The sequence below is a fragment of the Holdemania sp. genome, assembly GCF_986127675.1.
On record NZ_CFQZWI010000092.1, the window covers coordinates 1 to 10,876 of the forward strand.

The window sequence follows — 10,876 nt, forward strand, 5'->3', positions numbered from 1 at the left end:
TAAGACCCGCATTTTACTTATTTCTAACACCTTAGTTCCCTGCCGTTTTCTCAATTAAAAATGAGTCCCATTTCTGGAACTCATCTGCGTCTTTCTTGTTTCGGTTTTTCTCTCACCAACACTATTTTTGAAAGAGCCGAAAAGAAAAACCATCCCCGCACAGGAGGATGGCTTGCTTTAACCCCAAAAATTAATAGTTGGTCGGGCGCAGCATGAAGTAGCTCTTCGGATGCGCACAAACCGGGCAGACTTCCGGAGCGCTTTCGCCGATGTGCAGATGTCCGCAGTTGCGGCACTCCCAAACCTGTTCGCCTTTGCGGACAAAAACTTCGCCGCTTTCAATGTTCGCCAACAGCTTCAGATACCGTTCTTCATGCGTCTTTTCGATCGCAGCGACGCCTTCCATCGTCTTGGCAATCGCGTCAAAGCCTTCTTCGCGAGCTTCTTCCGCCATCTTCGCGTACATATCGGTCCATTCGTAATTTTCACCGGCTGCCGCGTCTTTCAGATTGTCAACTGTCGAAGGCATTCCGCCATGCAGCAGCTTAAACCACAGCTTCGCATGTTCTTTTTCATTATTGGCCGTATCTTCAAACAACGCCGCGATCTGCTCGTAGCCATCCTTTTTCGCCTTGGACGCATAGTAGGTATACTTGTTGCGGGCCTGGCTTTCACCGGCGAATGCGGTCATCAGATTCTGTTCAGTCTTTGTGCCTTTCAAATCTTTCATGTTAATCTCTCCTTTTCTTTAGCGGCCAACCGATTTACAGTTGGCAATGAGTTGACAGCCCGCTTACACGCGCTGCTCTCTATCCTCTATTTTACCAGAGATTTCCAGAATTGCCAGAGTTAGCCTGAAGAAAGTTCGAATCTCGGCAGGATTACACGCCGGATAATCGGCGCAGCAGCGATTCGCCCCGGCAGAACAGATAGCAGCCCATGCCCGCTGCCAGAGCTGTCATTCCCAATGCAATCACCACCATCATCATAACCGGCTCCAACGGCGCCCAGAACAAGAGTGCGGCAATGATCAAAAAGCTGAACCCCATTCCGGCAAAGACGGTGATCATCGTGCTCAGACTCTGCTTCACCACGACGATTTCCCGATCATAATCAAAGCGCGGAAAGTGCAGGTTGACGATCAAACCGAACAAACCTGAGCACAGCGCCGCCAACAGGGTCAGTGCCAATAAAAGCAAGGTTGTGACTGGCGCAAAATGATACACAAAACTTAAGATCAGAATGCTCAGCCAGCTGACCGGCACGTTAAGCAGCAGGTTCAAAGCCAGCTTCGCGCCCAGATAGCGGTTTGCCGGAATTGGCAGCGATCTTACAATCCAGAAGTTTTTGCCTTCCAGCGAGATCGAAGTCGCCGTGATGGGACAGATCATCGCGCAGAACAGACATGCCGCCAAAAGCAACATCGCAACCGGGTCGGCAAACGCGCCGAAATCAGCGCCGCTTTCCAGCATGACCTGAACCATCAGATCCTTCTGCACCACCAGCAGCACCGCGCACAGCGCCACCATCACCGGGCCGACCATCGTGTTCATCACTAACGATGTCGAACCGAAATACCGCCGCAGCTCCTTGCGCAGCAGCGCCGCGTTCATCGAAGAAGCCTCCAGCTTCACCTTCCCACCGGCTTTGACCGGCGTCGTCCGCGCTTTCTGATTCAGCGCGTTCCAGATCGGCGCGATCAAAACAAGAAACAGAATCAGAACCAGCGAAGAAAGTCCGATCAGCTTCAGCAGCGCAAAGAGATTCCCGTTGATCATCGCCATCGTCAGCCAGTACACCGGAGCCAGCCACGTCTGAATCGGCTGAATCAGCGCGGCAAGGTCCTGCGCCTGCCCGGTCTGTCCCTGAAACAACGTCATGACTGTCATCAAGCCGATCACCATTCCCAACGACAACACGTTGCGGATCAGCACCGGATGTTTGAGACGGCTGGAAATCAGACGCACGGCAACCGCCGCCAGACACGCCACACTCATCGGTACGATCGGCAGAAACAGCTGGCCGATCAGTCCATACAGCAGAAATGTCGCGGGCATCGCATAGCGCAGCTGAAACAGCGCCATCATCGGCAGCGTCAGAAACGCGCTGTAGATCAGCATCATCGCAACTAAAGCGACCAGTTTGGACATCAGGATCTGACGCCGCGTCAGCGGCATGCTTGCCAACAGATCATAATCCTGAAAGTCAAATAAATACCCTTGCGCGTGATAGAAACCAAAAACCAGAATCAACCCGAACGCTGCGCTCAGCATCGACAGCGGGATCAGCATGTTCAGTTCCGTCGGCACACTTTCGATCATCGCCCAGCTGTATAAGCCCGACAATCCGATCAGCATCGCCGCCGCCAAAAGCACCAGCAGGGAACTGAATTTCTTCCGGCCGCCGAAGGTGCGGGCCATCTGCCAGATCAGCTGCTTCAGCGAAAGCCGGATCAGGACAAACGTTCTATTCATGATCGGCCAGCTCCAGGAACACCTGTTCCAGCGACTGGTTGCCCGTGACTTCCTCCATCGTACCCAGCGCCGCCAGACGTCCATCTTTTAAGATCCCGACATGATCGCAAAGCTTCTGCGCGACTTCCAGCACATGCGTCGAGAAAAAGATCGTATTACCGCGGTCGCAATGCTCGCGCATCAGTTTTTTCAATAAGAAGGAAGCTTTCGGATCCAGACCGACAAACGGCTCGTCCAATACCAGCAGTCTTGGTTCATGCAAGAATGCGCTGATCAAAGCCAGCTTCTGCTTCATGCCATGCGAATAACTGCTGATGGGCATCGCCAACGCCCCTTCCAGCTCAAACAATGCCGCATATTTCCGGATCCGCTTCGTCCGGGTTTCTTTGTCAATCTGATAGATGTCGGCCACGAAGTTGAGATATTCATCTCCGCGCATGATATCGTAGAGATCCGGATTATCCGGGATATATGCGAGATTCTGTTTGCATACTAGCGGTTCCTGACGGATCGAATGCCCGTCGATCCAAATTTCGCCCTCGTCGAAGTCCAGAATCCCGACGACCGATTTGATTGTCGTTGTTTTGCCTGCGCCGTTGGGACCGATGAATCCGAAGATCTCGCCGTTTTCGCACGTCAGATCGAGATGATCCACCGCCGCCTTGGCGCCATAGCGCTTCACTAAGCCTTTTATTTCCAGCATTTTACTTCTCCTTTTCCTTTTTCCTGAACAACAGCCAGGAATAACCCATCGGCAGCAGCGCCGCGGTAAAAATCAAAATCAAGATGACCGCCGTCCGCCAGGCCAGCGGCGCAAAACAGCTCAGCAGAAGCAGTACGCCCACCACGCAGAAGCAATACCCACCGAAGCGCTGGGTTTTATTCCAGTTATCGGGATCGTCGAAACTCCAGATCGTCTTCACGCCGACCAGATAGTTCTGCCTGATTTTCGGCATGACGTTGCCCAGCGCCAAAAACATCAAACCGGTCATCACCGGCAGCAGATATTCGCCATTAATGAACGCAACGCCGAAGATCTGACCTAAAATCCAGCCGTACATCAAAAACAGAAAGACTTCCGTCACGCCCAGGATAACGCCGTAGGACTTTTTAAATTTCTCGTAATTACGCCGCCGCGGATCAATCATCGGCGAAATCATCATGAGTGCCGGAAGCAGAAACAACATCGCCGGGAAAATCCAGATCATGATTTTCGGACCTGTATCGTCCGCCAGTCCCTGAACGTCAAAATGCGTCGGGATTATCTCCGGCAAAGCAGGCCACACGATCAAAGTGATCACGACTGCCAGCGCCGGAAGAATTAACAATTTCCAATTAAAGAACGCTTTCAACTCAATCCCCACTCTCTTTTTCCTTGATGAACCCTAAGGCCCAGCCCAGCACTTCAGAAAACACGCTCATGTTCAATTCATAATAGATGAACTTGCCGTCACGGTCATCGCTGATCAGATCCGCCTTCCGCAGCACTGCCAGATGATGCGATACCGTCGCGTTGGTCATCTGAAAATGCGAGGCGATTTCACCCGCGGTCAGCCGTTTCTCCTTTAACAGCTCCAGAATCTCACGTCGTGTGGGATCGGATAAAGCTTTAAAGGTCTCCTGCATCCCCACTTCTCACTCCTCCATTCATTTAGATAATTATCTAAATGTATTATAGAGGTACCTTCTATCCTTGTCAATTCTTATTTTTCTTCTTTTCTTTCTTCTGCAGAACGATTGCCCGGACTTCCCAATCAGAGTAAAATAAGATTAACGCCAAAACAGGCGAAGGAGAATGTTATGTTGGAATTTAAATTTGACACCCAGCTTTTAATTGAAGGCGAGCATCTTTCCGAAGATGCGATTCATGATTACATCACGGAGAATATCGAAGGCGATTGTCTGTTAGCCGTCGGCTACGACGAATTGATCAAAATTCACTTTCATACCAATACGCCTTGGAAGGTGCTGGAATATTGTGCCAGCCTGGGCGAGATTCATGATATCGTCGTTGAAAACATGGAACGTCAGTCTCAGGGGCTGCAGGGTTAATCGCGGACGGCTCCGTCCGTGAATGAACAGGTACTCGTTATGGAATGGTTAATCGTTCTGTTTTTCTTTTTATTTGGACTGGTGATCGGCTCTTATCTTAACGTCGCAATCTATCGCTTACCTCTGCGGCTGTCGACGGCGAAAGGCCGCAGCTTCTGTCCGCAATGTCATCACACCTTGTCCGCGATGGATCTGATTCCGGTTCTCAGCTGGCTGGGGCTGCGGGGAAAATGCCGCTATTGCCACGCGCCGATCTCACCGCGTTATCCGCTGATCGAAAGCTTAACTGGAATTTTGTATGCGCTGTGTGGTTTCTATTACGGGGCTACGTTCACCGCCGTGCTGCATTGTTTCTTTCTTTCGATCTTGATTGTCATGGCCATGATCGACCTGGATACGATGGAAATCCCCGACCGGCTTTCCGTTTTCATTCTGATTCTCGCCGTGATCGCCCTGGCGCTGGAACCTGCCTCCATCCCCAGCCGGATTCTGGGCGCGCTGATCATCAGCGTCCCATTCTGGATCCTGTCGCGGTTGAACGCGATGGGCGGGGGCGATGTAAAAATCATGTGCGCCGCCGGGTTTTATCTGGGTGCGCCGTTGGTTTTAACAGCGTTTGTCTTAAGCAGTTTCATCGGGGCGATCGCGGCGTTGTATCTGATGATTTGTAAAAAAAAGGACCGGAAATCTGAAATTCCCTTTGGTCCTTTTCTGGCGGTCGGCCTGACGCTCAGCGTGCTTTGGGGCAACGCTCTGATTCAGGCTTATCTCACCTTGTTCTAAACGGCAGCGCAAGCTGTCTTTTTTTAAAAGTAATACGTCGAAGCCGAAGGTGCGTAAGACAGGTATTGCTGCAGATCAGCTTCCTTCAGACAGCGCTCATGCGCTGTTTTTTCAGAGATCTTCCCTTCCTGCACCAAACGTGCCAGATCGTAATCCATCTGCCGCATCCCGGCCTTCTGGCCTGTCTGCAAGACGCTGCTGATCTGATGCGCTTTGTTTTCACGGATCATGGATGCGATCGCATCGTTGGTCAGTAAAATCTCAAAGGCCGCCAACCGGCCCGGCTGATCCTGACGGACTAACAGCTGCTGGGTGACGACGCCTTTCAGCACGCTTGCCAGCTGGACGCGGATCTGCCCCTGCTGGGCTTCCGGAAACACGTCGATAATGCGGTCGATCGTACTGACTGCCGAATTGGTGTGCAGCGTGGAGATGACCAAGTGGCCCGTTTCCGCTGCCCGGATCGCGGCCTGAATCGTTTCAAAATCACGCATCTCGCCGACCAGAATAACGTCCGGATCTTCACGCAGCGCACTGCGCAGCGCATCCGCAAACGAAGAAACATCCACGCCGACCTCACGCTGATGAACAACGCTGGACGCATGTTCAAAGCGGTATTCAATCGGATCCTCAATCGTAATGATATGCGCTTTGCGTTCATGCGAAATCGAATTGATCATGGCGGCCATCGTCGTTGACTTTCCGCTTCCGGTCGGCCCCGTAACCAGCACCAATCCCCGCGGCAGCGTGGAAAGCTTGCGCACAGCTTCCGGAATCATCAAATCATCAAAAGAAGGAATCGTATTGCGCAAAAGACGCAGCGCTGCGCATGGATTGCCTTTCTGATAATAAGCGTTGACACGCACGCTGTAGCCATGCGCATCCTGGAATCCAAAGTCCAGATCCCCTTTCTGATATTCTTCCTGCTGAATCCGGTTCATGACCGTCGCCAGCATCGAGTGAATGTCTTCCTTCGTTAAGGGTTCATCCCCAATGATTGTCAGTTCCCCTAACATTCTTGCCACGACCGGCAGGCCGACCGTCAAATGTAAATCGGTACAGTCCATTGCCCGTCCCCGATCCATCCAAGCTTGTAAATCCATCGTGATCACCTCATTTATACTGTTCATTGTACGCTGAAATGGGGAGAAAGAAAAGAGAGCGGTTACGCTCTCGATTTGAATTATTAGTTTGTTCCTGCAGAAGCTTCAGGTTCTGGCATTGGATAACGTCCCTCAGTATTACCTGTTCCATACTTCACATAATCTTCAGCTGGATTATAGGAACATGTCCCTTTTGGTGCTGCATCTTCCCAAAACACTTTGTATACCTCTACAGTATCATCACACATTTTAACAGTTGCATCATCTTTACCATACATTCCCGTAGATTTCGCAGTTTCTGTAGCTTTGATTGCCGTATAGATTGCTCTAGCATTTGCTGTGTTCGCCGTCTTTGTAGCTTCATCAGTAAATCCTGTCAGCTTCGGCACCAACATCAACATCAAAGCGACCAAAATAGCGACGACGACGATCAATTCAATCAGGGTAAAACCTTTCTTGTTGTTCTTTGCACTCTTCCTCATAATTTTAATATTCCTTTCATATTGAACACTATCATTATATCACGGTTATTGTAAAAGAGTTATGATAACCGTGTAAAAAATTTAAGTTTTTTGTAATAATCCAATTAGGATTCCGAATTAAATCGTATAGATGACCCGCAGCATTTCTTCCATCGACGTCTGTCCCTTGATAATCATCTTCACCATTTCCTCCGACAGCGTTGTCATACCAGCTTTGATAGCGGACTCTTTAATTTTATTCGTATCATTTGAGCTGACGATCAAATCGCGGATCTCAGCGGTCAGCGGAAGGATTTCAAATAACGCCGTCCGTCCTTTATATCCGGTCTGATTGCAGCGGGCGCAGCCATGAGGTTTGTAGATCGGTCCGGTATAGCCGCCAAGCAGCTGACTTTGTTCCGGCGTAGGCATGACCTGCTCCTTGCAATGCGGACATAGCTGACGGGCTAAACGCTGGGCAACGATCCCGACAACGGAAGAAGACAGCAGGTAAGGTTCCACCTTCATGTCTTTCAAACGGGCAATGGCCGTGGCGCTGTCATTGGTATGAATGGTAGATAAAACGTAGTGGCCGGTGATTGCTGAACGGACGGCGATTTCCGCGGTTTCTTCATCTCGGATTTCGCCGATCATGACGATATCCGGGTCCTGCCGCAGAATGGAACGCAGGGCTGAAGCAAAGGTTAATCCGGCCTTAGCGTTGACCTGAACCTGATTGATGCCCATCATTCGTTTTTCAACCGGGTCTTCAATCGTAATGACGTTGACTTCCTCTCTTGCCAGTTCATTTAAAATAGCATACAGCGTCGTGGTTTTGCCGCTGCCGGTCGGGCCGGTAAACAACAGAATGCCGTAAGGCTGATGAATCATGGACTCCATCAGCTCATAGTCTTTCTGCTGCAAGCCAAGATCTTTTAACGTTGTGAGCTGCTGCAGACTGTGACCCAGCAGACGGATGACCATCTTTTCGCCATAAACCGTCGGCAGTGAGGATAAACGGATATCCAGACTCTTGCCGTCGATCTGACTTTCAATATGACCATCCTGCGGGATTCGTTTTTCCGCAATGTTCATGTTCCCCATAATCTTGATTCTCGTAATCAAAGCCTCATGCACGGACTTCGCGATTCGCGTGAATTCATGCAGAACACCGTCGGTTCTGAAGCGGATCACCGTCGTCATTTCAAACGGTTCGATATGAATATCGCTCGCCCCTGTTTCATAAGCCTGACGAATCATGTTGTTGACAAACTTGACGACCGGCGCGTTATCGACACGCTGCGTCAATTCGGAAAGCTCATCGTTCAGCGCCAAGTCCTGATCTTCCGTCAGATCCTTCTCAATTTCGTCGATCGCGCTGCTGACATTGGCCTGCGCGTAGTTCCGCCGGATCGCATTCTCAATCATTTCCTTCGGAGCTAAGACCGGAGATACCGGAATACCGCAGGAAGCCTTGATATCTTCCAGTGCATAGAAGTCAAGTGGATCGCTGGTCGCCAGCTGCAGGGCGTTGTTCTTGATTTCCAGCGGCATGACCTGATACTTCTTCGCAACGTCTTCGGAGATCAGCCGCACGATATCGCTGCTGACATTGATCTGGAAGCCTTCGTAGACCGGAACGTTCAGACGCACGCTCAACGCTTTCAGCTTCTTTTCTTCCGTAATATAGCCTAATTCAATTAAGACGTCGCCCAGACGGTTGCCGGGATGTGCTTTCTGATGCGCCAGCGCGCTGTTCAGCTGTTCCTCTGTAATGTAACCCTGTTCCAGCAGCAGCTGGCCGATCGGAAGATTTTTCACTTGTCTGCGCCTACCTTTCTATCGCGATATAGCCCTCTGACAGGACAATGCTGAAATCCTGGCGGCCATAATCAATATTCATACATTCGACCGCTGATTCCGCGCGATATTTTTCACCATTCTTATTGAAGATCAGAACGATTTTCACTGTCGTCGTATCGCTGTCGTAATCTTTTATCGCTGTGGACAGCTTGATATCCACTTTGTAACCGTTGTAAAAATCTGGAGAATACAGCGCTTTTGGCGTCCCCCCTGGAAAATCCCAGACCTGCAGCTGACCGTTGACAATGCTGTAAACAAGAAAGTTCCGGCCATATTCATCTTTAAATTCCGTAATTGATTTCTTTTCACTGACAAGGGATTTCGCGGTCTGCATCGGCTTGCTGATCTGTTCGATCAGAATTTGCGCTTTGTCTTTGAGATCGGTCTGCAGCGCGCTTTTCTGATAGGTTGCGATCATCGGCCTGAAGATCGCGGTCAAGCCAATCACCAGCGTCGTTAACAACCCGACGACCAACACCATCTCAATCAGCGTAAACCCACGCTTCTTCATGAAGGATCCGCCTCAAAATAACGATAGTTAACACGCCCCTTAGCATCGGAATACGTCTTCATTTGTCCGGAAATGGAATAGCTTTGTCCATCCAGCGAGAAGGTCAGCGACGCGTCCTGCGGCGTGATTTTAACGCCGGCAATTTTTTCACCCGCAATCGCCTTGCGCACTTTTAACTCGCTGCGGCTGAGGCTGTCCGATTCCATCGTCAAGGATACGCCGGAAGTAAAAACCTTCGTCAGCGAAGTCACGATAATCACCAGAATGCCTAACGAGATCACAATTTCCAACAAAGTCATGCCGCGTTTATTCATGGCAGATCCATCCTTTCCTTATGGTTGATAATAGTACAGGTCAAAATAATAGGCATCCTCTCCGCCTAATTTAAATACCTCATAAATATCCGCATTATTTCTCGCCTTCAGGTTGACGCTGCTGACAAGTTCGCTGTGCTCGAACTCACAAGCCTGCAGCCGACCATTCATCGTGATATTTTCAGCCTCAAAAATAATCTTGGGCGCAAAAACACTCACATTGACGTCACCCTGAATTCGAACCGGATGGGTAAAAACGAGGATAATATTTTCGCTGTTCAACAGATTCGTCGAGACCTGATCGCTGAGCACAGGATTTTCATCTTCAATAAAAAAGACCGGCCGATAAAATTTGTTTTCGCTTTCAACGATCAGCTGATGTGGCATTTTGGCTAAATTAACGAACGAAATATCCAGTGTTTTCCCGTTTTTAATCTGTAATTTTTCCAGATTTGGATTTGAAAATTCATAAAATATCGCTGAATCCTCCGTGATTTTAATCTCTATCTCGGCATCCGATGAAGTAACTTTACGATAGCCTTCAATGCTTTCTATTTTTCTGGGGATTACCGAAAGATGAAACAGATACTTTTCAAAAAGAGCGTCTGTGGATTGAATTTGCCGAATTTCTCCAGTATAAGAAGCGTTCTCTGATTTAAAGCTGCCGGTATAATAGATCGCTCCCGTCACCGTGGCATTCTTCAACACAAGATCGCCTTTACAAATGACGTCGCCGTCGATGACGACTTCTCCCGGTGTATCGCTGCCAATCGTCGCTTTTGTGTATTCAGCCGGTTCTAAGACGACATTGCCGTCAATATGTCCGGTGACCACAGGATTCTTAATGTTCCGGTAAATTAAGACAACTTTCGGATCCAGATTTTTCTGTAATTCATCGGGTTTTTCATCTTCAGAACTGATGTTTCCGTTTACATTCTGCTGCGTTAGCGTCAAATCAGAAATCGCATTGATCCAGAAGCTGGCCGAATGATCCGTTGGAATCCGGCATTCGTTAATCAGGACGGCGCGTTTCGACAGGCCATCCTTACCGGTAATCTCTCTTTCGATCCCGTTGGGATCAAAGAACTGATTCATGTATTTTGTTGCCTGCACAACAGCTGTCATCTGGGACGTCTTTCCTTCATATTTCGACTGCGCGCTGATGAGAAGATGCTGCTTTTCCCATAAAAAATACTCATGCGATTCATAGAACGGATCCAGCGTAATCACATACCGGTATTCGCCACGGCCGCCATAGCTGGCCCAATCACTCACAACCTGATCTTGAGTTCTTTGTACAACCTTGATCAGCGTC

Annotated in this window: 13 protein-coding genes; 2 read left to right on the top strand and 11 right to left on the bottom strand. The window is 49.5% G+C overall.

Translation table 11 applies throughout. The features are described 5' to 3' along the window. Window positions 1–190 precede the first annotated feature (190 nt). From rbr to AC5OW4_RS12190, 5 genes are all read right to left on the bottom strand, one after another. A complete protein-coding gene (gene rbr / locus AC5OW4_RS12170; protein ID WP_006059148.1) occupies window positions 191–730 on the bottom strand; it encodes a rubrerythrin in 540 nt (179 codons plus the stop codon). A gap of 151 nt (window positions 731–881) precedes the next feature. Further along, window positions 882–2,474 carry a hypothetical protein gene (locus tag AC5OW4_RS12175; RefSeq protein ID WP_072684321.1) on the bottom strand — a complete coding sequence of 531 codons (1,593 nt, stop codon included), beginning with the start codon at window positions 2,472–2,474 and terminating at the stop codon, window positions 882–884. Beyond that, entirely contained in the window at window positions 2,467–3,177 is a 711-nt protein-coding gene (locus AC5OW4_RS12180) for an ABC transporter ATP-binding protein (protein ID WP_072684320.1), read from the bottom strand. Before AC5OW4_RS12180 ends, AC5OW4_RS12175 begins: the two co-directional genes overlap by 8 nt. A 1-nt stretch (window position 3,178) precedes the next feature. Then, window positions 3,179–3,838, bottom strand: a complete 660-nt coding sequence (locus tag AC5OW4_RS12185; protein ID WP_072684319.1) for an SdpI family protein — start codon at window positions 3,836–3,838, stop codon at window positions 3,179–3,181. Beyond that, window positions 3,828–4,100, bottom strand: coding sequence for an autorepressor SdpR family transcription factor (locus AC5OW4_RS12190; protein ID WP_006059144.1), 273 nt, complete (start codon window positions 4,098–4,100; stop codon window positions 3,828–3,830). Before AC5OW4_RS12190 ends, AC5OW4_RS12185 begins: the two co-directional genes overlap by 11 nt. 174 nt (window positions 4,101–4,274) lie before the next feature. Here AC5OW4_RS12190 and AC5OW4_RS12195 point away from each other — a divergent pair, with 174 nt between their 5' ends. Both AC5OW4_RS12195 and AC5OW4_RS12200 read left to right on the top strand, forming a co-directional pair. Then, a complete protein-coding gene (locus AC5OW4_RS12195; protein ID WP_072684318.1) occupies window positions 4,275–4,526 on the top strand; it encodes a kinase to dihydroxyacetone kinase in 252 nt (83 codons plus the stop codon). Window positions 4,527–4,565: 39 nt separating this feature from the next. Next, complete coding sequence (locus AC5OW4_RS12200) at window positions 4,566–5,309, top strand: prepilin peptidase (protein ID WP_072684317.1); 744 nt, start codon at window positions 4,566–4,568, stop codon at window positions 5,307–5,309. 23 nt (window positions 5,310–5,332) lie between these two features. Here AC5OW4_RS12200 and AC5OW4_RS12205 read toward each other — a convergent pair whose 3' ends face one another. The 6 genes from AC5OW4_RS12205 to AC5OW4_RS12230 all read right to left on the bottom strand — a co-directional run. Next, window positions 5,333–6,412 (bottom strand): type IV pilus twitching motility protein PilT, encoded by a 1,080-nt coding sequence (locus AC5OW4_RS12205; protein WP_072684316.1) that lies wholly within the window; start codon window positions 6,410–6,412, stop codon window positions 5,333–5,335. Between the two features lie 83 nt (window positions 6,413–6,495). Continuing rightward, window positions 6,496–6,894 carry a type II secretion system protein gene (locus AC5OW4_RS12210; RefSeq protein WP_072684315.1) on the bottom strand — a complete coding sequence of 133 codons (399 nt, stop codon included), beginning with the start codon at window positions 6,892–6,894 and terminating at the stop codon, window positions 6,496–6,498. 117 nt (window positions 6,895–7,011) lie between these two features. Further along, window positions 7,012–8,694 carry a GspE/PulE family protein gene (locus tag AC5OW4_RS12215; protein WP_072684314.1) on the bottom strand — a complete coding sequence of 561 codons (1,683 nt, stop codon included), beginning with the start codon at window positions 8,692–8,694 and terminating at the stop codon, window positions 7,012–7,014. A 10-nt stretch (window positions 8,695–8,704) separates the two neighbouring features. Then, window positions 8,705–9,247: a PilW family protein gene (locus AC5OW4_RS12220; RefSeq protein ID WP_072684313.1), complete on the bottom strand. Its 543-nt coding sequence runs from the start codon at window positions 9,245–9,247 to the stop codon at window positions 8,705–8,707. After that, entirely contained in the window at window positions 9,244–9,561 is a 318-nt protein-coding gene (locus tag AC5OW4_RS12225; protein ID WP_072684312.1) for a type IV pilus modification PilV family protein, read from the bottom strand. The genes AC5OW4_RS12220 and AC5OW4_RS12225 overlap by 4 nt, the downstream gene beginning before the upstream one ends. Window positions 9,562–9,579: 18 nt before the next feature. After that, window positions 9,580–10,876: hypothetical protein (locus AC5OW4_RS12230; protein WP_493677017.1), on the bottom strand; the 1,297-nt coding region annotated here is incomplete at its 5' end.

Coding starts and splice junctions, on each gene's coding strand:
- rbr (WP_006059148.1), bottom strand. CDS start 730: ATGAAAGATTTGAAAGGCACAAAGACTGAACAGAATCTGATGACCGCA.
- AC5OW4_RS12175 (WP_072684321.1), bottom strand. CDS start 2,474: ATGAATAGAACGTTTGTCCTGATCCGGCTTTCGCTGAAGCAGCTGATC.
- AC5OW4_RS12180 (WP_072684320.1), bottom strand. CDS start 3,177: ATGCTGGAAATAAAAGGCTTAGTGAAGCGCTATGGCGCCAAGGCGGCG.
- AC5OW4_RS12190 (WP_006059144.1), bottom strand. CDS start 4,100: ATGCAGGAGACCTTTAAAGCTTTATCCGATCCCACACGACGTGAGATT.
- AC5OW4_RS12195 (WP_072684318.1), top strand. CDS start 4,275: ATGTTGGAATTTAAATTTGACACCCAGCTTTTAATTGAAGGCGAGCAT.
- AC5OW4_RS12200 (WP_072684317.1), top strand. CDS start 4,566: ATGGAATGGTTAATCGTTCTGTTTTTCTTTTTATTTGGACTGGTGATC.
- AC5OW4_RS12205 (WP_072684316.1), bottom strand. CDS start 6,412: ATGGATTTACAAGCTTGGATGGATCGGGGACGGGCAATGGACTGTACC.
- AC5OW4_RS12210 (WP_072684315.1), bottom strand. CDS start 6,894: ATGAGGAAGAGTGCAAAGAACAACAAGAAAGGTTTTACCCTGATTGAA.
- AC5OW4_RS12220 (WP_072684313.1), bottom strand. CDS start 9,247: ATGAAGAAGCGTGGGTTTACGCTGATTGAGATGGTGTTGGTCGTCGGG.
- AC5OW4_RS12225 (WP_072684312.1), bottom strand. CDS start 9,561: ATGAATAAACGCGGCATGACTTTGTTGGAAATTGTGATCTCGTTAGGC.